Annotated in this window: 23 protein-coding genes and 1 tRNA gene; 7 read left to right on the forward strand and 17 right to left on the reverse strand. The window is 68.6% G+C overall.

Annotation, left to right across the window (positions count from 1 at the left end):
- Positions 1-17: 17 nt before the first annotated feature.
- The 3 genes from IEV67_RS16975 to IEV67_RS16985 form a co-directional block, all read right to left on the reverse strand.
- Positions 18-752 carry an ABC transporter permease gene (locus tag IEV67_RS16975; protein ID WP_188437891.1) on the reverse strand — a complete coding sequence of 245 codons (735 nt, stop codon included), beginning with the start codon at positions 750-752 and terminating at the stop codon, positions 18-20.
- Positions 749-1,510, reverse strand: coding sequence for an ABC transporter ATP-binding protein (locus IEV67_RS16980; protein WP_188437970.1), 762 nt, complete (start codon positions 1,508-1,510; stop codon positions 749-751). The genes IEV67_RS16975 and IEV67_RS16980 overlap by 4 nt, the downstream gene beginning before the upstream one ends.
- Before the next feature lie 62 nt (positions 1,511-1,572).
- Positions 1,573-2,160 carry a TetR/AcrR family transcriptional regulator gene (locus IEV67_RS16985; protein ID WP_229703276.1) on the reverse strand — a complete coding sequence of 196 codons (588 nt, stop codon included), beginning with the start codon at positions 2,158-2,160 and terminating at the stop codon, positions 1,573-1,575.
- Positions 2,161-2,399: 239 nt separating this feature from the next.
- Between IEV67_RS16985 and hrpB the strand changes: the two genes are divergently transcribed.
- On the forward strand, positions 2,400-4,958 hold the full coding sequence (gene hrpB, locus IEV67_RS16990) for an ATP-dependent helicase HrpB (RefSeq protein ID WP_188437892.1): 2,559 nt from the start codon (positions 2,400-2,402) through the stop codon (positions 4,956-4,958).
- Between the two features lie 130 nt (positions 4,959-5,088).
- On the opposite strand, the gene IEV67_RS16995 is transcribed toward hrpB, so the two are convergent.
- On the reverse strand, positions 5,089-6,663 hold the full coding sequence (locus IEV67_RS16995) for an L-serine ammonia-lyase, iron-sulfur-dependent, subunit alpha (protein ID WP_188437893.1): 1,575 nt from the start codon (positions 6,661-6,663) through the stop codon (positions 5,089-5,091).
- A gap of 9 nt (positions 6,664-6,672) precedes the next feature.
- Positions 6,673-7,170 carry a hypothetical protein gene (locus IEV67_RS17000; RefSeq protein WP_188437894.1) on the reverse strand — a complete coding sequence of 166 codons (498 nt, stop codon included), beginning with the start codon at positions 7,168-7,170 and terminating at the stop codon, positions 6,673-6,675.
- A gap of 62 nt (positions 7,171-7,232) precedes the next feature.
- On the opposite strand from IEV67_RS17000, the gene IEV67_RS17005 reads away from it, so the two are divergent.
- Positions 7,233-7,826 (forward strand): TetR/AcrR family transcriptional regulator, encoded by a 594-nt coding sequence (locus IEV67_RS17005; protein ID WP_188437895.1) that lies wholly within the window; start codon positions 7,233-7,235, stop codon positions 7,824-7,826.
- Positions 7,827-7,884: 58 nt separating this feature from the next.
- On the opposite strand, the gene IEV67_RS17010 is transcribed toward IEV67_RS17005, so the two are convergent.
- Positions 7,885-7,957, reverse strand: a tRNA-Arg gene (locus IEV67_RS17010).
- A 75-nt stretch (positions 7,958-8,032) separates the two neighbouring features.
- A complete protein-coding gene (locus IEV67_RS17015; RefSeq protein ID WP_188437896.1) occupies positions 8,033-8,593 on the reverse strand; it encodes an asparagine synthase in 561 nt (186 codons plus the stop codon).
- Positions 8,594-8,722: 129 nt separating this feature from the next.
- On the opposite strand from IEV67_RS17015, the gene IEV67_RS17020 reads away from it, so the two are divergent.
- Entirely contained in the window at positions 8,723-9,574 is an 852-nt protein-coding gene (locus tag IEV67_RS17020) for an SDR family NAD(P)-dependent oxidoreductase (protein ID WP_188437897.1), read from the forward strand.
- 9 nt (positions 9,575-9,583) lie between these two features.
- On the opposite strand, the gene IEV67_RS17025 is transcribed toward IEV67_RS17020, so the two are convergent.
- The 6 genes from IEV67_RS17025 to IEV67_RS17050 form a co-directional block, all read right to left on the reverse strand.
- Complete coding sequence (locus IEV67_RS17025) at positions 9,584-10,231, reverse strand: GntR family transcriptional regulator (protein WP_188437898.1); 648 nt, start codon at positions 10,229-10,231, stop codon at positions 9,584-9,586.
- A gap of 103 nt (positions 10,232-10,334) precedes the next feature.
- Entirely contained in the window at positions 10,335-10,976 is a 642-nt protein-coding gene (locus tag IEV67_RS17030; RefSeq protein WP_188437899.1) for an NADPH-dependent F420 reductase, read from the reverse strand.
- Between the two features lie 61 nt (positions 10,977-11,037).
- Positions 11,038-11,907, reverse strand: coding sequence for a sulfurtransferase (locus tag IEV67_RS17035; RefSeq protein WP_188437900.1), 870 nt, complete (start codon positions 11,905-11,907; stop codon positions 11,038-11,040).
- A gap of 109 nt (positions 11,908-12,016) precedes the next feature.
- Positions 12,017-12,460: a Fe-S cluster assembly sulfur transfer protein SufU gene (sufU, locus tag IEV67_RS17040; protein WP_188437901.1), complete on the reverse strand. Its 444-nt coding sequence runs from the start codon at positions 12,458-12,460 to the stop codon at positions 12,017-12,019.
- A complete protein-coding gene (locus tag IEV67_RS17045) occupies positions 12,457-13,755 on the reverse strand; it encodes a cysteine desulfurase (RefSeq protein WP_188437902.1) in 1,299 nt (432 codons plus the stop codon). The genes sufU and IEV67_RS17045 overlap by 4 nt, the downstream gene beginning before the upstream one ends.
- A 70-nt stretch (positions 13,756-13,825) precedes the next feature.
- Positions 13,826-14,002, reverse strand: coding sequence for a hypothetical protein (locus IEV67_RS17050; protein WP_188437903.1), 177 nt, complete (start codon positions 14,000-14,002; stop codon positions 13,826-13,828).
- A gap of 104 nt (positions 14,003-14,106) precedes the next feature.
- On the opposite strand from IEV67_RS17050, the gene IEV67_RS17055 reads away from it, so the two are divergent.
- Positions 14,107-15,492: an FAD-binding oxidoreductase gene (locus tag IEV67_RS17055; RefSeq protein ID WP_188437904.1), complete on the forward strand. Its 1,386-nt coding sequence runs from the start codon at positions 14,107-14,109 to the stop codon at positions 15,490-15,492.
- A gap of 8 nt (positions 15,493-15,500) precedes the next feature.
- On the opposite strand, the gene IEV67_RS17060 is transcribed toward IEV67_RS17055, so the two are convergent.
- Entirely contained in the window at positions 15,501-15,833 is a 333-nt protein-coding gene (locus tag IEV67_RS17060; protein WP_188437905.1) for a DUF6804 family protein, read from the reverse strand.
- 126 nt (positions 15,834-15,959) lie between these two features.
- Between IEV67_RS17060 and helR the strand changes: the two genes are divergently transcribed.
- Positions 15,960-18,101 carry an RNA polymerase recycling motor ATPase HelR gene (gene helR, locus IEV67_RS17065; protein WP_188437906.1) on the forward strand — a complete coding sequence of 714 codons (2,142 nt, stop codon included), beginning with the start codon at positions 15,960-15,962 and terminating at the stop codon, positions 18,099-18,101.
- Between the two features lie 27 nt (positions 18,102-18,128).
- Here helR and IEV67_RS17070 read toward each other — a convergent pair whose 3' ends face one another.
- Complete coding sequence (locus tag IEV67_RS17070; protein ID WP_188437907.1) at positions 18,129-18,440, reverse strand: hypothetical protein; 312 nt, start codon at positions 18,438-18,440, stop codon at positions 18,129-18,131.
- Positions 18,437-19,315, reverse strand: coding sequence for an SDR family oxidoreductase (locus tag IEV67_RS17075; protein WP_188437908.1), 879 nt, complete (start codon positions 19,313-19,315; stop codon positions 18,437-18,439). Before IEV67_RS17075 ends, IEV67_RS17070 begins: the two co-directional genes overlap by 4 nt.
- A gap of 173 nt (positions 19,316-19,488) precedes the next feature.
- On the opposite strand from IEV67_RS17075, the gene IEV67_RS17080 reads away from it, so the two are divergent.
- Positions 19,489-20,490, forward strand: coding sequence for a 1-phosphofructokinase family hexose kinase (locus IEV67_RS17080; RefSeq protein ID WP_188437909.1), 1,002 nt, complete (start codon positions 19,489-19,491; stop codon positions 20,488-20,490).
- The gene (gene surE, locus IEV67_RS17085; protein ID WP_188437910.1) at positions 20,487-21,305 is read left to right on the forward strand and encodes a 5'/3'-nucleotidase SurE; all 819 of its coding nucleotides are present in this window, start codon (positions 20,487-20,489) and stop codon (positions 21,303-21,305) included. The genes IEV67_RS17080 and surE overlap by 4 nt, the downstream gene beginning before the upstream one ends.
- Here the strand turns inward: surE and IEV67_RS17090 are convergent.
- Entirely contained in the window at positions 21,227-21,577 is a 351-nt protein-coding gene (locus tag IEV67_RS17090; RefSeq protein WP_188437911.1) for a DUF7882 family protein, read from the reverse strand. The two genes, surE and IEV67_RS17090, sit on opposite strands and share 79 nt — an antisense overlap.
- Positions 21,578-21,718: the final 141 nt, after the last annotated feature.

Here is a 21,718-nt window from a genome sequence, read left to right on the forward strand (position 1 = left end):
GCTCTTTCTGTTCGCGTCTACGGGGTGCGCCGGCGCAGAGTGAGCGATGCCAGCACCAGCGCGCCCAGCATGAACGCGACGACGATCAACAGCGGGCCGAACACGTCCCACCCCTCGTCTCCCGCGGAGACGGCGTTGATCGTGTCGATCGCGTAGCTCAGCGGCAGCCAGTCCGAGATCGCGTGCAGCACGTCTGGCATCTGGTCGCGCGGCATGAAGAGTCCGCCGAGGATGATCTGCGGGAACACGAGCAGCGGCATGAACTGCACGGCCTGGAACTCGGTCTGTGCGAAGGCACTCGCCAGCAGTCCGAGCGCGGTCCCGAGCAGGGCGTCCACGACCGCCACCAACCCCAGCTGCCACAGCGGGCCGTCGGTCTCCAGCCCGCAGACCCACACCGCGAACGAGACGGTGATCACGGCCTGCAGCAGCGCCATCAGACCGAACGCCAGTGCGTAGCCGAGGATGAAGTCGCTCTTCGCCAGCGGCGTGGTCATCAGCCGCTCCAGCGTTCCCGAGCGACGCTCACGCAGTGTCGTGATCGAGGTGATCAGGAACATCACGATGAACGGGAACAGCGCGAGGATCGGCCCGCCGAACTGGTCGAACACGCCCTCCTGATCGCTGAAGAGCCACGCGAACAGGCCGACCAGCAGGCTCGGCGCGATGAGCATGAGCGCGATGGACCGCGGATCGTGCCGCAGTTGCGCAAGCACGCGCCCCGCGGTGGCGAAGAGCCGGATGCCGTTCATTCTCCGGTCTCCTCGCGGCGCGATCTGCGCGTATCCAGATGGTGCTGCTGATCCCGTTCGATCAGGGCGAGGAAGGCAGCATCCGGATCTTCCGCTCCCGTATCGGCGAGCAGCCCCTTCGGGGTCGTGTCGGCGATGATGCGGCCTGCACGCATGAGCAGCAGCCGGTCGCAGCGCAGCGCCTCATCCATGACATGACTCGACACCAGCAGCGTCACTCCGCGCTCGGCGAGACCACGGAACTGCGTCCACAGCTCCGCGCGCAGCACCGGGTCGAGGCCGACGGTCGGCTCGTCGAGTACGACGAGCTCCGGAGATCCGACCAGCGCCATGGCGAGCGACACGCGGCTGCCCTCGCCGCCGCTGAGTGAGGATACGAGCTGATCCGCCTGCCCTGTGAGCCCGACGTCGGCGATCACGCGGTCGACGGCATCGCGTGGCGCGCCGAGCAGCGTCGCGACGTAGCGGAGGTTCTGCCGGATGGTCAGGTCGTCGTACGCCGACGCGTCCTGAGTGCCGTAGGCGACGCGGTGCCGCAGCACGCGCGATCCGGCGGGTTCGCCGAGCACCGTCACCGTGCCGGATTCGACGCGCTGCACCCCGACGATCGAGCGCATCAGGGTGGTCTTGCCGCAACCTGATGGGCCGAGCAGACCGGTGATCTGTCCGCGCGGGATCGACACGTCGACGCCGTCGAAGACGCGCACCTTCCCGCGTCGCACGCGCAGCTGCGACACCTCAACGCTCGATTTATTCATCATGTGATGAATTGTGCGCTTCGGATGCTGCGGCGTCAAGCCCCCGGTCAGTCGAACAGCGGTCAGTCGAAGAGATACCTCTGCACAGTGGGGCCGATCCGCGTCACGAGCTCGTCGACCTCGGCATCCGCGATCGGCGGCAGCTTCAGCACGTAGCGCGCCATCAGAAGACCCGCGATCTGCGACGCCGCGAGCGTCGAGCGCAGTGCCGCGTCATCCGTATCGAGTGCGCGCGCGATCCGCCCGAGCAGTTCGCGCGAGAGGAACCCCGCCAACACTGGAGTCGTGAGCTTGCTGCCGATCGCTGCGCGCATCAGGGCGACACCACGGCGGCGCACCTCGGGTTGCTCGAACGCCTGCAGAACGAAGCGCACCACGCGCTCGCCGACCTCGTCACGCGGACCTGCCAGGATCTCCGGGATCGCCACGTCCGGCCGGATCGGCATGCCCATGGCGGCCGCGAACAGGTCGGCTTTGGTGCCGAAGTAGTGGTGCACGAGCGCGCTGTCGACACCGGCGCGGGTGGCGATCGCGCGGATCGTCGAGCCGTCGTAGCCGTGCTCGCCGAACTCGTCGACAGCGGCCGAGATGATCCGTTCGCGGGAATCCGTCTCTCCGCGCGGGCGCCCGCGCCGCCTCACCGTGGCCATGTCGCTCAGCCTACGCGCCGATGTGCGCTCACCATCCGCTCACTGCCGTCGCTCTATTCGCCGTGCACCACTCGCTGCGTGAGACCCCATCCCCTGCGTGGTATCTCACGCCCAGCATGTTGCGTCCCGCAGCGCCGTCCACAGCCACACCACCCTTTGCATGAGACCCCAACCCCGCCGTGGGGTCTCACGCAGAACCTGTTGCACGACGCCGGGCAGCGACGCGAGAGACTGGAGAGATGACCGTTGCCCCGTTCGACCTGTCGAGGATCGGCCGCGGACTCGCATTCGCGTCCGCTGTCGACGATCTGAGCACGGCGCTCGACCACAGCACCTCTGTCGTCGTCAGCTCTCCCCCTGGCACGGGCAAGACGACGCTCGTCCCGCCGATCATCGCCGGTCGCGTCTCCGGTCGCGTGATCGTGACGCAGCCCCGCCGCGTCGCCGCTCGCGCCGCCGCCCGACGACTCGCGCAGCTGGACGGATCGCCTATCGGCTCCCGTGTCGGATTCACCGTCCGCGGCGAGCGCCAGGTGGAGCGCTCCGCGTTGATCGAGTTCGTCACCGCCGGTGTGCTGTTGCGCCGCCTGCTCGACGATCCAGGGCTCGACGGTGTCGGCGCGGTCGTGATCGACGAGGTGCATGAGCGGGCGCTCGAGACGGATCTGCTGATCGGTCTGCTCGGCGAGGTGCGCGAGCTGCGCGACGACCTCGTGGTCATCGCCATGTCGGCGACGCTCGATGCCGATCGGTTTGCGACAGTCCTCGGCACGGATGCCGCGCCCACCCCGATCGTGACCCAGACGGTTCCCGCGCATCCGCTCGATGTGCGATATGCCCCGAGTCCTTCGGCGCGGTTGGACGAACGCGGCGTGACCTGGGCATTCCTGGACCACGTCGCGCGCACCGCCGTCGATTCGCATCGCGGCCTGGCAGGCAACACTCCCGAGGCCGACGCCCTCGTGTTCGCACCTGGTGCGCGCGAGGTCTCAGAGATCGCTCGCCGCATCCGGAATCTCGCCCCCGAGCTCGACGTCCGCGAGCTGCACGGCCAGGTCCCCGCCGCCGAGCAGGATGCCGTCATCGGCGGCCGCGGGCCGGCGGACCCCGCCCGGATCATCGTCACGACCTCGCTCGCCGAATCATCGCTGACCGTTCCCGGCGTTCGACTGGTCGTCGACACCTGCCTGTCCCGCGCACCGCAACGGGATGCGGGGCGGGGCATGAGCGGCCTCGTCACCGGCCCGACATCCCGCGCCTCTGCGACTCAGCGCGCAGGCCGCGCGACCCGTGAGGGGCCAGGTGTCGTGGTGCGTTGCGTCGACGAACGCACCTTCGCCGCTGCACCAGCGCGGCCGGCTCCGGAGATCGCAACGACGGATCTCACCGACGCCGCACTGCTCCTCGCCTGCTGGGGCGCACCGGGCGGAGCGGGGCTTCGACTGGTCGATCCGCTTCCGACCGACAGCCTGAACGACGCCACGACTGTACTGCACGGACTCGGCGCGATCGACGCCGACGGACGGGCGACCGACGACGGACGACAGCTCGCCCGCGTCCCGACCGACCCGCGCCCCGCTCGCGCACTCCGCGACGGCGGCGCGCTGGTCGGCGGGCCGGCGGCTGCCGAGGTGGTGGCGCTGATCGGGGGCGAGCTCCGCGTCGCGGACGGCGACGTGACATCGACGCTCACCGCACTGCGGAACAGGCGAAGCCCCGACGCGCGCCGCTGGGAGCAGGAGGTTCGTCGCCTCATGCAGTTCACCTCTCACGCCGGCGACGTTCGAGGAGGATCGGACCAGACCGGCCTCATCATCGCTCTCGCCTTCCCCGAGCGGATCGCCCGTCGCGTCGATCATTCGGCCGGCGGTGCGACGTTCCTGCTCGCATCCGGCACCCGCGCGGGACTGACCGGTCCACTCGCTGGTGCCGAGTGGCTCGCGGTGGCAGACGTCACTCGAGCGCAGGGCCGAGCGGCGGCGGGCACCGGGGCGGTCATCCGTTCGGCAGCGGTCATCTCGGAGAGCCAGGCGGAACAGGCGGCGACCCATCTGATCACCGACCGCGTCGAGGCGAAGTTCGCGGACGGGCGCGTCGTCGCCCGCCGCGAGCGCCGGATCGGCGCGATCGTCCGATCATCCGTTCCGGTGCGGGTTCAGGCCGGCGACGGTGGCCGGGATGCCATCCGACGCGCGCTGGAGGAACAAGGGCTCGGAGTGTTCACGTGGTCGGAGTCGGCGGAGGGGCTGCGGCGGCGGCTGGCGCTACTGCATCGCGAGATCGGCTCCCCGTGGCCGGATGTGTCGGATGCTGCGCTCCTAGGTGCCCTCGATTCTTGGCTCGGTCCGGAGCTGGCGACACTTGCCACCGGCACACCGGCCGCGCGGATCGACCTGGCCACGGCGCTTCGACGGCTGCTGCCATGGCCGGCGGCGGCGGACCTCGACACCCTGGCGCCCGAACGGCTCGAGGTGCCCAGTGGATCACGGATCCGCGTGACGTATCCGCCGATCGATGATCCCTCGGCTCGCCCTGTCGTTGCCGTGAAGCTGCAGGAGTGCTTCGGGTGGGCGGAGACCCCGCGCCTCGTCGGCGGGCGGGTGCCGGTGCTGTTCCACCTGCTCTCCCCCGGCGGGCACCCTCTCGCGGTGACCGACGACCTCGCGTCGTTCTGGGCCGGTCCCTACTCCCAGGTGCGGGCGGAGATGCGCGGCCGGTACCCGAAGCATCCGTGGCCGGAAGACCCCTGGTCGACCGCTCCCACCCGGCATACGAAGCGCCGGGCCGCCCAGAAGTAGCCGGTCACGCGTTCGCGATCGTGCACAACTTCGGACGTGGCATCCGACACGCCGCGAATCTCGCAGAACGTACGGCGCGTCGCATCCGTCATCCGAAGTTGTGCTCGCGACGTCGCGGAGAACCCGTGAATCAGCACTCGATGACGTTGACCGCGAGACCGCCCTCGCTCGTCTCCTTGTACTTCGTCGACATGTCGATCCCGGTCTGGCGCATCGTCTCGACGACAGCGTCCAGTGACACGTAATGCTCGCCGTCGCCGCGCAGCGCGAGGCGCGCGGCCGTGACCGCGGTGGATGCCGCGATCGCATTCCGCTCGATGCAAGGGATCTGCACGAGACCGCCGATCGGGTCGCACGTGAGGCCGAGGTGGTGCTCCATCGCGATCTCCGCGGCGTTCTCGATCTGCCGATTGGTACCGCCCATCACGGCGGTGAGACCACCGGCGGCCATCGCGCAGGCGGATCCGACCTCCGCCTGGCATCCGCCTTCGGCCCCGGAGATCGACGCGTTGGCCTTGAACAGCGATCCGAGAGCGGTGGCCGTGAGCAGGAATCGACGGATGCCGCGGCGACGGTTCGCCTCGGCGATCTGCCCGGGATCGGTGTTCTGCCGTTTCGACTCGCCTTCAGCTCGCTCAACGCGTTTCGTCTCGCTGCGCTCGCTCAACGACCCGTGGAAACTGTCCTCGCTCAACGACCCGCGGGTGGCCCCCTGCGAGAAGCCGAGGAGGGCACTGCCGACCAGTTCGCCGTAAGGCGTGACGGCGTTGCCGGAACCGAGGCCGGAGTCGGCGAGGAACCGCCACCAGTACATCGCGACCGCGGGGAGGATGCCGGCGGCGCCGTTCGTCGGAGCAGTGACGACCCGTCCGCCGGCGGCGTTCTCCTCATTCACCGCGAGCGCGAAGGCGCCGAGCCACTCGCCCGGGATCTCGCGGCCGCCCTCTGCCTCGACGGCGTCCAGTTGCGCACGGATCGCGCCGGCGCGACGCTTCACCTTGAGTATGCCTGGCAGCACACCGTCGGCGTGCAGTCCGGCGTCCACGCAAGCGGCCATCGCATCCCAGATCGCGTCGAGGCCGGCGGCGAGCTCTTCCTCCGAGCGCATCGCGAGTTCGTTCTCGCGCGCGACATCGGCGATCGTGAAGCCGTGCTCATCGCAGAGGGCAAGCAGGGAGGCGGCATCGGCGTAGCCGAACGGCAGAGGTGCGGCGCTGACCTGCGCGTCCTCGCCCTCGCGGCGGATGAACCCACCACCGACGGAGTAGTACGTCTCCTCGGCCAGCGCGCTTCCGTCGGCACCGAGGGCCGTGAGCGTCATCGCATTCGGATGCCCGGGCAGCCGCGTGCGCGGAGCGAACCTGATGTCGCCCTTCTCGAACGCGATGGCATGCGTCCCCCCGATGAGCAGCGTTTCGCCCGCGGGGAACTCCGTCCACGCCGAACGCACTTCTGCAGGTTCGCAGGTCTCGGGGGTGAGTCCGCGCAGTCCCGCGACGACGGCATCCGGTGTGCCGTGCCCGATGCCCGTCGCCCCGAGCGAGCCGTACAGCGTGCAGGTCACCCGCGCCACGTCGCCGAGTACAGCGCCGGCGCTCAGGCGTCGAGCGAAGTCGAGCGCCGCACGCATCGGTCCGACCGTGTGCGAACTCGACGGTCCCACGCCGATGGAGAAGAAGTCGAAAGCCGAGACGTACGCAGTCACTCCTCCAGGCTACGCTCTGGTCCTGCCGCGAGCGATTCGCTGACGAGTGAAGAATTCTCGGACCCGTCTCGGGAACCAGAGCAGGCACACGATCGCGACATGCAGCACGTCACCCACGATCACCGGGAGGTAGTACTCAGGTCCCGCCAACGCAGAGGTCACGCTGTTCAGAGTTGCCCCTGCCACCACGATCGTGAGTGTGATGCGGGCCCAGTTCCGCCCCCGAAGCACGTTCACCGTCAGCCATACGGCCACGACGGCGTACACCCCGTGCGCCACCGCGGTCGAGATGCGGACGGTCTGCAGGGCGTTCGCGACAGCGGCGGCCCCCAGCGCGGGTTCGGAACGTTCGATCGATGCTGCGTACGGCTGCGGATCCAGGAACATCGCGATGGGAAGAGCGACGAGCACGACGACCAGAGCGAGCACGGCGAGGGCGAGCCACTGCAACGCGCGAGGCGGACGCGACGCGGGTCCGGGTTCACGGGAAGGTGCGGTGATATTCATCCGCGCGACGTTACCACACACCTGTACGGTAAAGAAATAGTACAGCCGTATAGGCTAACGCCATGCCGAAGATCGTCGACCATGCCGCTCGTCGTACCGAACTGGCACACGCGTTCTGGAACGTGACCTTGCGAGACGGCATAGCGGCCGCTTCGGTGCGGGGCGTGGCCACCGAGGCGAACTGTTCGCCGGCGGCGCTGCGCTACTACTTCCCGTCGCAGGACGAACTGCTCGACTTCACCTGGACGTTCGTCCTGGGGCGCGCGCTCGCCCGCGCCGAGGCGCTCGACCTGCCGGATTCGCCTCTCGAAGCAGCTCAGGTGCAGCTCGAGCAGTCACTCCCGCTCGATGGCGAGCGTCTCGCGGAAGCGCGTCTGTGGTTCACCGTCGCGTCATCGGCAGGTTCGAATGAGCGGCTGCAGGCTCGCGTACGAGAACTTCACACACTCCTCAATCGAGGCTGCACGGAGGTGATCCACCGTCTGCGCGAAGCGGGAGTCGTCGATCCGGCGCGCGACGCCTCGACCGAGGCCGTGCGCCTGCATGCGTTCCTCGACGGGGTGGCCTTCCACATGGCGATGCGTGCAGAAAGCTATTCCGCCGCCCAGATCCGTGCCATGCTGCGCCGTCACCTCGAAGATCTCGCCTGCCCTTGATGCATCGCAGCCAACGACGAATCCCCCACCGCTTTCGCGACGGGGGATTCACACTCTGTGCGCCCGAAGGGACTCGAACCCCTAACCTTCTGATCCGTAGTCAGATGCTCTATCCATTGAGCTACGGGCGCATATCTCGGCCCACATCTCTCGAAGTGGGCCTCAGCAAGAATACATGACGAAGCACCCCAACGCGAAACCGGGCGTCAGGCGTCCTGCTCGCGCTTGCGCCGCGCGCGCCGCTCGGATGACAGCGCCTGCAGATCGACGAGCCGCAGCGCCTGCATCCGCGCCTCACGCATGACCGCATAGTCGGGATCCTGGTCGGGGCGCATGCCCTCGACGTGAAGTCTGCGATCGAGGTTGCTGCGCACATCTGCCCATGCCGCCTCGCGTGCGCCTTCGACGAGAGCACCGAGCTGTTCGGGATCTTCGGCGATCGCCCGCAGCTTCTCGGCCACGCCGGCCGACTGCTTGGCGCGGCGGCGGAGATTGCGCACATCGCGGTCACGGTAGTCGTGTGTGCTCGACGGATCGGAGTGCCGCCCCCGTGCGCGCTTGCGCCACGTGGTCACCCGTTCGGCCGCCTGCGCGGACTCGTCGGCCATCGCCAGCAGCGCTTCGCGAGCGTCGGCGAGGTATCGCGCGGCGTCGAACACGCCACCCTGGGCGATCGTGCCGACGAGGATACGATTCTTCACCGTCAGGCGCGCCGCAGCCGTTCCGATGGCGACGCCTTCGGCCACAGCATCCGCAGTTCGTCCCACCACAACCTCCTCTGGAGATCGTACCGTCACCGACCGACGCCGGAGGGGGCCAGAATAGAACGCGACAGGTTCTCCCCACCTGCGATGAAGCGAACGGCGCGCACCCGAAGCGTGCCAGGAGGAGGATGCATGAGCCGGCTGACCCTTGCCGGGAACACCACGGTGATCACCGGTGCCGCCAGCGGCATGGGTGCGGAGCTCGCACGGTTGCTCGCCGCCTCAGGCGTGCACCTCGCGCTGCTCGATCACAACGCTCCGGCGCTCGCGGCCGTCGCCGCCGAGCTGACCGGCGCTGCAAGCAACGGCACCGTGACCACCCACGTCATCGATCTGCGCGACGATGACGCCGTCGCCGCGATCGCCGCCGAGGCGACCGCCGCGCACCCGAGGATCAACGCACTGATCACGTGCGCCGGATCGTCGATGCTCGGGAGCCTTGAGCAGCTCACAATGGAGGAGATGCGCTGGCTGGTCGACGTGAACCTCTGGGGCACGGTCTCGATCACGAAGGCCCTGCTGCCGGCATTGCGATCCCGTCCGGCCGCGCACATCATGCACCTCGCCAGCGTCTACGCCCTCGCAGCACCCGCAGGACGCATCCCCTACTCGATGAGCAAGTTCGCGGTCAGAGGATTCTCCGAAGCACTGCGTCACGAACTCGAGGGCAGCACGGTCACCGTGGGCGCGGTCTATCCTGCAGGCGTGCGCACGGGAATAATCCTGCACGGCCGATACGCCGCGGCGATCGATCCGGCAGTCGCCGCGCGTGCCGCATCTGCGCAGGCAGCGATGTACCACACCGAACCGACGGATGCCGCGGCGCGCATCATCCGTGCAGTCGAACGGCGCAGCATCCGCACGATGGTCGGACGAGAGGCCCGGCTGATCGACGTGCTGACGCGTCTGATGCCGGCCAGGTACTGGCGTGTGATGCGCGGTTCGCTGCGAGAGGCCACCGATACGACAACACCGGTGGGCTGACACCCGGCCTCACGCTCCGGCGACTCCGAATCGCTCGAGTGCAGTGAGCGCACCGAGCTCGAGGTGGCGGGTCACGAGTTCGCGCACGAGCTCGACGTCACGAGCCTGGATCGCCTCATACAGCGCGCGATGTTCCACGGCCTCGGCCATCAGATCCTCGTGCCTCCCGAACAACCACCTCAACCTGGTGACGAAGACCGCCCCGAGTTCCATGAACATCTCGTTGCCTGCCAGCACCGTCATGTACTCGTGGAACTTCTCTGCCATCGCCATCGCTTCGTGGACCTCGCCCGCGATCGCAGCGCGCTCTTCGCGCTCAAGCAGTTCGAGCAGCGTCTGCAGGCCTTCGGCGTCGTGACGCTGCGCCGCGTACACGAACAGCAGCGTCTCGACCGTGAGTCGCACCTCGGCGAGGTCCTCGATGTCCTTGCGGGTGAATCTTCGTACCGTCGCCCAGCTGCGCGGCCGGGTGGTGACGATGCCCTCGCCGACGAGAGAGCGGATCGCCTCGCGCACTGGTAGGCGCGAGACGTTCAGCTCCGCCGCGATATCCCTCTCCACCAACCGCGAGCCCGGCAACCGGCGCCCCAGCACGATATCGTCCCGCAGCATCCGCGCCACGCGCGCAGACTCGAGTTCTCCGTTTTCCGCCCCCATTTGGGCATTCTCTCACTCATCTGAGATTCGCACCAGATTTGGTATCCCATTCGGGTGCGCCTCAAGCCTTGCGCCTCGCGCCTCGCGCCTCAGACCTCGCGCCTCAGGGCAGGCGGTTCGCCTTGGCCAGGTTCTCCTCCAGCTCGGCCGCTGTCTGACGCACGACGTACGCCGGGCGATCGCGCTCGACCCGCCACGACTCGCTCAGCGGGCTGACATCCACCGTGTCGAATCCGAGCTCGTCGTAGAGCGTCGTGACGAAGTCCACGGCCTCGGGGAAATCGCTCGAGGTCGCCAGTGCGCGACGGTTCGGCGCCCCGGCCGCAGCCACGTCCGTCGTGATGTCGCCGGAGCGGATGTGGTTGAACGCCTTGACGACCTTCGACGTGGGCAGGTGCTCCTGCAGCAGCTGCGAGACGGTCGTCTCACCCTTGTCCAGAGCCTCGACGCGACCATCGCGCTCGAAGTAGTAGTTGTTGGTGTCGAGCACGATCTTGCCGGCCAGCGGCTCGACCGGGATCTTCGAGAGCGCGTGCAGCGGCACCGTGACCACGACGATGTCGCCGGCGGCGCCGGCCTCTTCCGCTGTCGCGGCCTTCGCCTTCGGCCCGAGTTCTGCGACCAGATCCGAGAGAGTCTCCGGTCCGCGTGAGTTCGAGATCACGACGTCGTATCCGGCCGTGATCGCCGCACGGGCGACCTGACTGCCGATGTGCCCTGCACCGATGATTCCTAGAGTTGTCATGTCAGTGGCAACATGACCCCTCCGACGCTATTCCCGCATGACGGAAGATGACGTGCGCACATCACACCTTCGTGAGCCTGCCCTCGGGAAGGATGCCCATGGCGACGGGCTGCCCGCGGGTGTTCGACCACTGACTCCACGATCCCGGATACACGAGCGCGCGGATGCCGGACTGTTCGAGCGCGAGCGCCGTGTGCATCGCGGCCACTCCTGAGCCGCAGTACACGGCCACCTCGGTGCCGGCATCCACACCGGCAGTGGCGAAGATGCGGCGCAGTGCATCCGGATGCTGCAGCCGGCCGTCACCGGTGACCGTCGCCATCGCGGGCAGGTTCACCGCCCCTGGGATGTGCCCGCCGATCGGATCGGTCGCGGTGTGCGCGCCGCTGTACTGCTCTGGTGTGCGCACATCGAGCAGCACACCGCCGTCGCGGAACGCCTCGACCTGATCGAGCAGGATCACTCCCGCCGCGTCGCCCGCGAACGTGATTCCCCCCGGCTCGGGAAGCACATCACCGCGCTCCAGCGGCATGCCCTCGCCGGCCCAGGCGCGGATGCCGCCGTCGAGCACACGCACGTCCACACCGAACCTTCGCAGCAGCCACCACAGGCGCGCCGCCGGCACGCTGCGGTTGTCGTCGTACGCGACGACGGTGTCGCCGTCGTCGAGACCCCACCCGCGCGCCGCGCGCTGCAGGTCGTCAGTGTCCGGGAGCGGATGCCGTCCCTCGGCCGGCTCGCCGCGACGAGCGAGCTCATGCTCCAGGTCGACATACACGGCTCCCGGAAGATGCGCCGCGAGATACTCCGGCCGTCCCTCAGGGCGATCGAGTCGCCATCGCACGTCGAGCAGCCGCACGACGGGGCCGGTGCCGTGCTCTTCGGCGCGCTGCAGATGGATCAGCTGCGCCACGCTGACGAGGTGGCTCATGTCCCCAGCATCCGCACCGGGGCACCTCAGGTCACGCGATGATGACACGCTCGTTCATGAAGCGACACACGACGTCACATGGACGTCGGGAAGAGGACGGTACGGCGGCTCAGCGCAACTTGCGGATGGCATCCTCGGCGGCGACCCAAGCGAGCATCGCGCACTTCACGCGGGCGACATACCGCGAGACGCTGCCGAGCGCCGCGGCGTCGCCGAGCAGCTCTTCATCCGGCTCGATCTTGCCACGCGAGCGCATGGCCTCACGGAACGCGTCGATGCGGGTGGTGATCTCCGGCACGGTCATGCCCTCGACCAGCTCGGCGAACAGCGACGCCGATGCCTGCGAGATGGCGCAGCCATGCCCCTCCCACGCGATGGCCTCGATCGTGCCGTCGGGAGCCGGATGCACCTGCAGCGTGATCTCATCGCCGCACGTCGGGTTCAGCTGATGCGACTGCGCCTCCACCTCGCCGCGAAGCCCGAAGCCGTGCGGGGTGCGGGAATGATCGAGGATCAGCTCCTGGTACAGGTTCTGCAGGTCGCTGGAGGTCATGAGCGCACTCCGAAGAACTCGATCGTCGCGGCAACGCCCTCGATGAAGGCATCGACCTCATCCTCTGTCGAATAGAGGTAGGTACTCGCCCGCGTCGACGAGGTCACGCCGAGGCGGCGGTGCAGCGGTTGCGCGCAGTGGTGCCCTACCCGCACGGCGATGCCCTGGTCGTCGAGGAACTGCCCGACGTCATGCGAGTGGATGCCGGGGATGTCGAAGCTTGCAAGTCCCACGCGCGGCAGATCGATGCCCGCACCGAGCACGCGCACGCCGTCGATCCCGAAGAGTCCATCGACGAGGCGTTGGCCGAGAGCGGCTTCATGGTCGGCGATCCGCGGCATCCCGACGGCCGAGAGGTAGTCGACCGCGGCGGCGAGGGCGACGGCCTGCGACACCCGCTGGGTGCCGGCCTCGAAGCGCTGCGGCGGAGGCAGGTACTCGGCTTCGGTGGTGGTGACGGTCGTGATCATCGATCCGCCGGTGAGGAACGGAGGCATGACCTCGAGGAGTTCACGGCGCCCGTAGAGGGCGCCGATGCCCGTGGGCCCGAGCATCTTGTGCCCGGAGAACACGGCGAAGTCGACGTCCAGAGCCTTCACATCGAGCGGCAGGTGCGGTGCCGACTGGCAGGCGTCGAGCAGTACGAGCGCGCCGACCTCGTGGGCCGCGGCGATCAGCTGCTCGACGGGATTGATGATGCCGAGCACGTTGGAGACGTGCGTGACGGCGACGACCTTTGTGTGGGGACCGATCAGCGCCGCGGCGTCGTCGAGACGCAGTGCGCCGTCGTCGTCGAGCGGGATGACCCGCAGCGTCGCGCCGGTGCGGGCGGCGAGTTCCTGCCACGGGATGAGATTCGCGTGATGCTCCATCTCGGTCGTGACGATCTCGTCGCCCTCGCCGAGTCTGAACTTCTCGGTCGCTGCCCCGCCGCGACCGACGGATGCGTTCGAGAACGCATAGGCGACGAGGTTGATCGCCTCGGTGGCGTTCGACGTCCAGACGATCTCGTCGTCATCGGCGCCGACGAAGCGCGCGACGGTGGCGCGGGCGTCTTCGAAGATCTCTGTCGCCTCGGCGGCGAGAGTGTGCGCGCCGCGGTGCACGGCGGAGTTGAGGGTCGTCAGGAACTCGCGTTCGGCATCCAGCACCGCCAGCGGACGCTGCGAGGTCGCGCCGGAATCGAGGTATACGAGCGGATGCCCGTTCACCTGCGTCTGCAGGATCGGAAAGTCCTCGCGGAGGCGGTGGATCTCGGCATCCGCCAGCGAGGTGACATCGAGGGAAGCGCTCATGCTTCAAGTTTCTCACCCGCACGCGCGCCGAGGGCCCCCGCGACGTCCAGGTCAGGCAGGTGGCGCCGGGTCAGGCGGGAGAGTCGTCCGGGTTCAGCGCCTTCAGCGCGTCCTGCTCGACCGCGTTGTCGGCGTCGAGCTCCTCTTCGGTGGTCTCATCACCGCCCAGCGGCGCGCCCTCGTCGTCCCGCGCGGGGAGGTTCTCGGGGTGGCGTTCTTCAGCGGGGTCGGCTCGGTGATCGTCCATACCGGGAACGCTACGCGTGTTGGGGCGCACGCGCCATCCGCGGCTTCGATCATGCGGCGCGGGAGAGAGCTGTTGTTAGTGTGTGTCCGAGAGGGAAGGACCTCATGCACAGCACTGCCGCTCTGCTCGTCGAACGGCTCATAGCGGAGCTGCCGACCGACGCGGTGATCACCGATCCCGCTTCCATGGACGCCTACCGCTGGGATCGAGCGAACGATCCGGATGCCGGCACTCCACTGGCCGTGGTGCGGGCGACGTGCACCGAGGATGTGCAGGCCGCTGTGCGGCTCGCCGCGGCGAGCGGCATCGCAGTCATCCCACGGGGAGCGGGCTCCGGGCTCTCGGGCGGGAGCACGGCGGCGGACGGAGCGATCGTGCTCTCGCTGGATCGCATGAGAGAGATCCGCATTGAGCCCGCCACCCGCATGGCCTTCGTGCAACCCGGTGCGTTCAATGCCGAGGTCAAGGCGGCGGCGGCCGCGCAGGGACTCTGGTATCCGCCGGATCCGTCGTCCTTCGAGTTCTGCTCGATCGGCGGCAACGTCGCCACGAACGCCGGCGGGCTGTGCTGCGTGAAGTACGGGGTGACGACCGACTACGTGCTCGGGATGACCGTCGTGCTCGCCGACGGTCGCGCCGTGAACCTGGGCGGCCCGCGCGTCAAGGATGTCGCAGGGCTTTCGCTCACGAAGCTCTTCGTGGGCAGCGAAGGCACCCTCGGCGTCATCACCGAGATCATCCTGCGGCTGGTGCCGCCGCAGAAGCCTCCGACGACGCTGGTCGCCTCCTTCCCGACGCTGACCGGGGCGACGGACGCGGTGCTTGCGATCACCCGTTCCACTCGTCCGTCGATGCTGGAGTTCATGGATCGGCCGACGATCCGCGCCGTCGAGGCCGCGACGCGGATGGGCTTGGACACCGACGCCGCCGCAATGCTGGTGATCCAGTCGGACGACGATCCGGCGGTGGCCGCGGCCGAGATCGCGATCATCGAACAGATCTGCATGGCGAACGGCACCAGCGAGTGCTACCTCACCGCCGACCCAGACGAGGGCGAGGCATTCGTGCAGGCCCGCCGCATGGCGATCCCCGCGGTCGAGAAGCAGGGAAGCATCCTGCTGGAGGACGTGGGCGTGCCCATCCCCCGCCTCGGCGACCTCGTGCTGGGCATCGAGGCGATCTCGGCGGAGCACGACATCACGATCGCGGTGCTGGCTCACGCCGGCGACGGCAACACGCACCCGCTGCTGGTGTTCGATCCGGCCGATGACGCGCAACGGCAGCGCGCGCACGCCGCCTACGGCAAGGTCATGGATCTCGCGATCGCACTCGGCGGCACGATCACGGGCGAGCACGGCGTCGGCCGGCTCAAGCAGCCCTGGCTGGAGGACTACCTCGGCGCCGACGTGCTGGAGCTCAATCAGCGCATCAAGCACGCGCTCGACCCGCAGGGCATCCTGAACCCAGGGGCCGTGTTCGCGCGCCAGTAGCGGGGGGCCTACGGCGCGGTCCGCTCGTTCTTGATCATTGCGCCGGCCGCGATGAACGTCACGGCCGCGACGATCTGTGCGGCGACCCAGACCGGGCCGCTGAAGCCGAATGGGAAGATCGGGTTCCAGATCACGGCGACCGCGGCGAAGACGATCGTCCACCACCACTGCCCCGCCTGCCAGGCGAACCACGCGACGATCACTGCGAGGATCGCGACGAGGAAGAGGATGACCAGCACACCGAACCCCTCGGTGAACAGGGGCGAGACGACGAGGGCGATCGCCGCGAGCAGGGCGGGTGCGAGAGCGTTGCGCTGCTTCTGCGGTGCGGAAGAGGTCATGTGATCCATCTTCCCGCACTTCCAGTTTACCGGTGAGGTGGGGGCTTGCGGCAAGGGCCCCTCGGAGGCGCATACTTGTCGATCGTGCGCACGAGTCCCGGTGCGCACGATCGATTCGGAGCCGCCATGAATCTCGCCACCACCAGCGCTTTCCACCTTCCCGACCGCCTTGCCGCCAAATCCGATCCCGCCCTCATCTCGTCCGACGAAGAGCACTTCGCCGCGATCACTCAGACCGTCCATGACAGCGTCGCCGACGCATCCGCTCGCCTCGACCGCGCCCTCAGCACCTCCAGTGGTGTCGGCGGTGAAGCGGTGGAGCGCGATCTCGAGATCCACCGGCTGAACTCCCGCCTCGCGATGTTCCGCCGCTACGGCATCGACATGTGCCTCGGGCGCATGGTCACGTCCGACGGCGCCCACATCTACATCGGCCGTCTCGGCCTCACCGGCTCCGACGGTCGTCAGCTGCTCGTCGACTGGCGCGCGCCGGCCGCAGAACCCTTCTTCGGTGCGACGCTCGCCGAGCCGATGGGCCTGATCAGTCGTCGCCGCTACCGCTGGGCCGGCGGACGCATCAGCGACTACTGGGACGAGGCCTTCACACCCGAAGCTCTGGCTGCCGGCGGCGCCCTGGATGACCAGTCGTCGTTCATCGCCAGCCTCGGCAGCTCTCGCTCCGCGCGGATGCGGGATGTGCTGGCGACCATCCAGTCAGACCAGGATGCGATCATCCGCGCCGGTTCGGAGGGAGCGCTCGTCGTGGACGGCGGCCCTGGCACCGGCAAGACCGTGGTCGCCCTGCACCGCGCCGCATACCTGCTGTACTCCGACACCCGCATCTCCCGCGGCAGCGGGGGCGGCGTGCTCGTGGTCGGGCCGCATCAGCCGTACCTCGCCTATGTCGACGACGTGCTGCCGAGCCTGGGTGAGGACCGTGTGCAGACCTGCACGCTGCGCGATCTCGTCCCCGGGTCGGCGGACGTTCCGCCCGAACCCGAGCCCGCCGTCGCACGGCTGAAGGCCGACGGTCGCCTCGTCGATGCCGTCGCGTCGGCCGTGCGCCTGTACGAGCAGCCGCCTCGACGGGCGACCGTGGCGGAGACCCCGTGGGCAGATCTGCGCGTGCAGATGCTCGACTGGGAGGAGGCCTTCGACATCGACACGGACGCGCCGCACAATGAGGCGCGCGACGAGGTGTGGGACGCACTGCTGACCATCGTGCTCGACAGGTTCGAGGAGCAGATCCCCCGTGCGCAACTGCGACGTGCGCTTGCACAGGATGAGGCACTCACCCACACGTTCAACCGCGCCTGGCCGCTGCTCGATCCGCTGGGCCTGGTGGCGGCGCTGTGGACCAGCCCCGGCTTCCTGAAGCGATGCGCGCCCTGGCTCACCGATGCCGAGGTGCGGCTGCTGCAGCGCGAAGAAGCGCGAGCGTGGACGGCATCCGATCTTCCGCTTCTCGACGCGGCCACGCGTGAGGTCGGCGACCCGGATGCCGGACGCGTGCGCCGCGAACGCGAGCGCGCGAAGGCGGCGGAACGCGAGTACCGCGCGGACGTCGCCGACTACCTGATGCAGTCCTCCGACGACGACCTCGGACTCATGTCGATGCTGCGTGGAGAAGATGTGCAGAACAGCCTCGACGATGACGACGCCCTCCCGCGGGCCGGCAGCGACCTGCTGGCCGGGCCGTTCGCGCACATCATCGTCGACGAGGCGCAGGAGCTGACGGATGCCGAGTGGCGGATGCTGCTGAGCCGCTGCCCCTCACGCAGTTTCACGGTGGTCGGCGACCGCGCACAGGCGCGGCACGGCTTCACCGAGTCGTGGCCGGACAGGCTCTCGCGTGCCGGTCTCAAGGATGTGCACACGGCATCCCTCACGGTGAACTACCGCACGCCGGAGGAGATCATGGCCGAGGCGGAGCCGGTGATCCGCGCCGCGCTCTCCGACGCGAACGTCCCTACCTCGGTGCGGGCGAGCGGTATCCCCGTGCGCCATGCGGCGGTGCACGAGCGCGACGCCATCGTCGGCGCGTGGCTGGCCGAGAACTCCGAGGGCACGGCGTGCGTCATCGGCGACGAGACGTTCGCCGCCACCGAGCGGGTGCGCTCGCTCACCCCGGCGCTGTCGAAGGGACTCGAGTTCGACCTCGTGGTGCTGGTCGAGCCCGAGCGGTTCGGCGGTGGCATCGAAGGCGCGGTCGATCGTTATGTGGCGATGACGCGTTCGACTCGTGAGCTGGTCGTGCTCACGGCCTGATCGGGATCAGGGTCGGGCCGGCAGGGATCACACGGGTGGGAAATGCGGGATCTCGTTCGGCCTCGTCGATCGAGCGGGAGTCGCGCCCATTGCCACGGCGGCGTCGAGGTCGGCCAGGAGGTCGTCGATGTCCCGGTATCGGGAACGGGTCGGGCAAGGGCTCCGCAACCAGAGAACCTCGAGTGTGCCGGTGTCGTTGCGGTCGACGTACGCGACGAGGCGTCCTGGATCCGTCTGTTTTCTGGAACCGTCGCTGATCCGCCATGCGCCGTGTCCGAGCGGGATGACCTCCCAGGTCGTCGACTCGGGCTTCGGAGGCTCCGGGGCTGTCATGGTCATAATGGTTTCCCTCCAGTCACCGGCAGAACAGCGCCGGATACGTACGACGCCTCGCCCGAAGCGAGGTACACATAGGCGCCCGCGAGCTCCGCCGGCTGTCCGGCACGGCCCAGCGGAGTGTCCGCGCCGAAGTTGCGGATCTTGTCCTCATCCCATCCGGTGCCCGGGATCAGCGGCGTCCAGATGGGGCCGGGGGCGACCGCGTTCACCCGCACTCCGCGGGGCCCAGCCTCTTCGGCGAGCGCCTTCACGAACGCGACCTGAGCGGCCTTGGTCATGGCGTAGTCGATCAGTCCGGAAGAAGGCTCGAACGATTGGATGGATGCGGTGACGATGATGCTGGAGCCCGGCTGCAGGTTCGGGAATGCCGCCCGTGCCGAGAACAGCATCCCGGCGAGATTCGTGTCGAAAACGCGGCGCATCGCTTCGGTGTCCAGGTGCGCGAAGCCCGGCACATCGTGCTGATAGCCCGCGTTCAGGACGAGGATGTCGAGGTCGCCGAGCGCCCGGCGCGCCTCCAGCACGCACTCGGTCGCGAACTCCTCATCGCGCACATCACCGGCGAGGCCGAGCCCGGTTCGTCCGGCTTCACGGACCAGGCGCAGGGTCTCGTCAGCATCCGTCTGCTCCTCCGGCATGTGGACGATGGCGACATCGGCGCCTTCCCGTGCGAATGCGATCGCGACCGCCCGTCCGATCCCGGAGTCTCCTCCGGTGATCAGCGCGTGCCGTCCGGCCAGGCGCCCGTGGCCCTCGTAGCTGTCCTCGCCGTGATCGGGCGTCGGTCGCATCTGCTCGGTCTGTCCCGGTTGCTTCTGCTGCTGAGCGGGGAAGCCGTCGTCCGGATGCGCATAGCGGGGATCTTCAGTGTGCATCAGCACTCCTCTCGGGGGACGGTGAGTGTGATTCGAGCTTCCTTCGCTTCCGGCGTCGTGCCAAGGGGGTTGACACTTCGGCGGGCTAGTGAGATCACGTGCGGATGTCAACGGGGAGGCATCGCGTCGGTCGCCCTGAGAGGATGCGGGGACAGCGAACGAAGGGAGCCGACGTGAGCGAAGTGACGATCCTCGCACCGTCCCCGACCCTGACGGTGACCGTCGAGGATCACCCGCAGGGCTCGGAGATCCACGTGCATGCCGGTGGGCAGGGTGTGTGGCAGGCCAGGATGCTGCGCAGACTCGACGTCTCGGTGACGATGTGCTGCGTCCTCATCGGAGAGGTCGGCCGTACCCTGAAGCACCTTCTGGAGGATGAGGGGATCACTGTCGTCGCCGTCGAGCGCGAGGGCCGCGGGTCCGCGTATCTGCACGATCGCCGTCAGGGCCAGCGCCTCGTGATCGCCGAGGAGGAAGGGGATGCGATCGACCGCCACGCTCGAGACGATCTCTACGGGGCGATGCTGCACAGCAGCGCCGAGTCCAAGGCCGTTCTTCTCAGCGGTCCGGCCGGCGACGCCACAGTGCCGTCCGACCTCTACCGCCGGCTGACGATCGATCTGCGCAGCGATGGGCGCCTGGTCATCGCCGACCTCGCTGGTGAGCGTCTGGAGGCGGTCGTGGAAGGGGGCGTCGATGTGCTCAAGGTCAGTCATGAGGAACTGCGTCGCGATGGCCTCGTGCGCGAGGCGACGGTGCCGGAGATCACGCACGCGATGCATGAGCTTCGCAGGCAGGGCGCCGGCGCGGTGATCGTGACGCGGTCATCCGAACCCCTGCTGGTCCTGGGCGATCAGGGCCTCATCGAGGTGTCGCTTCCGTCGTTCGAGGAGAACGAGACGCGCGGGGCGGGCGATTCCCTCACCGCAGGCGTCGTGGCCGCGCTCACCCGCGGCGAGCATCTGCGAGATGCCGTCACGCTCGGCGCGGCCGCCGGCGCGCTGAACGTCACGCGCCACGGGCTCGGCACGGGCGACGCCGATGCGATCACACAGCTGCGCGAGCGCGTGCAGGTGCGAGAGCTTCCACAGGGCGACGCGGATGAAGCGCCACGGGGACGAGTCAGTCCCGACGGACTGGCCGCGCTCGCGGAGGCCGAGACGGAGGAATCATGACGCACCGGGCGCTGATCACCAACGATGACGGCATCGACGCACCCGGCCTCGTGGCACTGGCGGATGCCGCAGTGCAGGCCGGGCTCGAGGTCACGATCGCCGCGCCCGCCGCGCAGTCGAGCGGTTCGAGCGCCTCGATCATGGCGAGTGAATCCGATGGACGCATAGCCGTGGACCGCCGAACGCTGGATGCACTGCCGGACGTGCATGCTTTCGCGGTGCACGGTGGCCCTGGGCTGATCGCGATGATCGCGGCGCGCGGAGCGTTCGGGCCTGCGCCTGACCTCGTGCTCTCCGGTGTGAATCACGGCGCCAACGTCGGGCGGGCGATCCTGCATTCCGGTACCGTGGGCGCCGCCCTCACCGGCGCGTTGAACGGGGCCTGGGCGATGGCCGTGTCACTCGACGTCGGAATGAATCCGCAGGCGTTCCACTGGGACACGGCCGCCCGCGCGGCCATGACGTTGCTTCCCACGCTGATGGCGCAGCCGCGAGGCACAGCACTCAACGTGAACGCGCCCAACCGCACCGACCCGCGCGGCATCCGCCAGTGCACACTGGCTCCGTTCGGCATCGTGCAGACGACCGTGGCGGAGAGCGACGAGAGTTACGTGCGCCTCGCCGTCGAGGAGTTGCCGAACATCCCCACGGATGACAGCGACGCCGCGTGCCTCGCCCAGGGGTGGGTCACGATGACGAGTGTCGACTCGGTCACCGAGCGCCCCATCGACGAGGATCAGCTGATCGGCGGGACCGTCGACATCTCCGCTGTTCCCGGTGCGGCCCCGGCGTCCGCAGGTTCGGGCACGAGGTAGAGGCCGGCCGGTGAGTTCGCCGTGAAGGCGAGCGCGTCGACCCATGCGCGATTCACTGAGGGCTGTCGCCCGCCGTAGTACTTGTAGACGATCGAGCTGCCGGGATGCACCCACACCGTCGTGCGGCCGCCGCCCACACTGGCGTCTTCGCGCCAGCTGAACGCGAAAGGCTCACCGCGCCGCAGCTTCGCGCTGATCACGAGCTGCATGTGCAGCAGCGCACGGTCTTCGATCTCGACCTTGACGCCGCCCTCGTAGATGAACTTGCCCATCGTGCCCCGACTTCCGTGCTGTTTCGTGCTCCTGCGCCAGTGCGCTCGCGCCCTGTGGATAGCCTACTAAGTCGTCATCGCTCCCAACTGCGCGCTAGCCCCGCGTAGGCCCGCGGTCAAGGCCCTCCTGTGCGGTTCCGG

The organism is Microbacterium murale, assembly GCF_014635185.1.
GTDB classification, from domain to species: domain Bacteria; phylum Actinomycetota; class Actinomycetes; order Actinomycetales; family Microbacteriaceae; genus Microbacterium; species Microbacterium murale.

What these genes read in the sequence shown, in the direction of transcription:
- IEV67_RS17075 (WP_188437908.1), bottom strand. Translation starts at nt 19,315, where the DNA reads ATGCACACTGAAGATCCCCGCTATGCGCATCCGGACGACGGCTTCCCC.
- IEV67_RS16980 (WP_188437970.1), bottom strand. Translation starts at nt 1,510, where the DNA reads ATGAATAAATCGAGCGTTGAGGTGTCGCAGCTGCGCGTGCGACGCGGG.
- hrpB (WP_188437892.1), top strand. Translation starts at nt 2,400, where the DNA reads ATGACCGTTGCCCCGTTCGACCTGTCGAGGATCGGCCGCGGACTCGCA.
- IEV67_RS17055 (WP_188437904.1), top strand. Translation starts at nt 14,107, where the DNA reads ATGCACAGCACTGCCGCTCTGCTCGTCGAACGGCTCATAGCGGAGCTG.
- IEV67_RS17045 (WP_188437902.1), bottom strand. Translation starts at nt 13,755, where the DNA reads ATGAGCGCTTCCCTCGATGTCACCTCGCTGGCGGATGCCGAGATCCAC.
- surE (WP_188437910.1), top strand. Translation starts at nt 20,487, where the DNA reads ATGACGCACCGGGCGCTGATCACCAACGATGACGGCATCGACGCACCC.
- helR (WP_188437906.1), top strand. Translation starts at nt 15,960, where the DNA reads ATGAATCTCGCCACCACCAGCGCTTTCCACCTTCCCGACCGCCTTGCC.
- IEV67_RS16985 (WP_229703276.1), bottom strand. Translation starts at nt 2,160, where the DNA reads ATGGCCACGGTGAGGCGGCGCGGGCGCCCGCGCGGAGAGACGGATTCC.
- IEV67_RS17005 (WP_188437895.1), top strand. Translation starts at nt 7,233, where the DNA reads ATGCCGAAGATCGTCGACCATGCCGCTCGTCGTACCGAACTGGCACAC.
- IEV67_RS16975 (WP_188437891.1), bottom strand. Translation starts at nt 752, where the DNA reads ATGAACGGCATCCGGCTCTTCGCCACCGCGGGGCGCGTGCTTGCGCAA.
- IEV67_RS17025 (WP_188437898.1), bottom strand. Translation starts at nt 10,231, where the DNA reads ATGGGGGCGGAAAACGGAGAACTCGAGTCTGCGCGCGTGGCGCGGATG.
- IEV67_RS17020 (WP_188437897.1), top strand. Translation starts at nt 8,723, where the DNA reads ATGAGCCGGCTGACCCTTGCCGGGAACACCACGGTGATCACCGGTGCC.
- IEV67_RS17035 (WP_188437900.1), bottom strand. Translation starts at nt 11,907, where the DNA reads ATGAGCCACCTCGTCAGCGTGGCGCAGCTGATCCATCTGCAGCGCGCC.
- IEV67_RS17090 (WP_188437911.1), bottom strand. Translation starts at nt 21,577, where the DNA reads ATGGGCAAGTTCATCTACGAGGGCGGCGTCAAGGTCGAGATCGAAGAC.
- sufU (WP_188437901.1), bottom strand. Translation starts at nt 12,460, where the DNA reads ATGACCTCCAGCGACCTGCAGAACCTGTACCAGGAGCTGATCCTCGAT.
- IEV67_RS17070 (WP_188437907.1), bottom strand. Translation starts at nt 18,440, where the DNA reads ATGACCATGACAGCCCCGGAGCCTCCGAAGCCCGAGTCGACGACCTGG.
- IEV67_RS17060 (WP_188437905.1), bottom strand. Translation starts at nt 15,833, where the DNA reads ATGACCTCTTCCGCACCGCAGAAGCAGCGCAACGCTCTCGCACCCGCC.
- IEV67_RS17050 (WP_188437903.1), bottom strand. Translation starts at nt 14,002, where the DNA reads ATGGACGATCACCGAGCCGACCCCGCTGAAGAACGCCACCCCGAGAAC.
- IEV67_RS17030 (WP_188437899.1), bottom strand. Translation starts at nt 10,976, where the DNA reads ATGACAACTCTAGGAATCATCGGTGCAGGGCACATCGGCAGTCAGGTC.
- IEV67_RS17000 (WP_188437894.1), bottom strand. Translation starts at nt 7,170, where the DNA reads ATGAATATCACCGCACCTTCCCGTGAACCCGGACCCGCGTCGCGTCCG.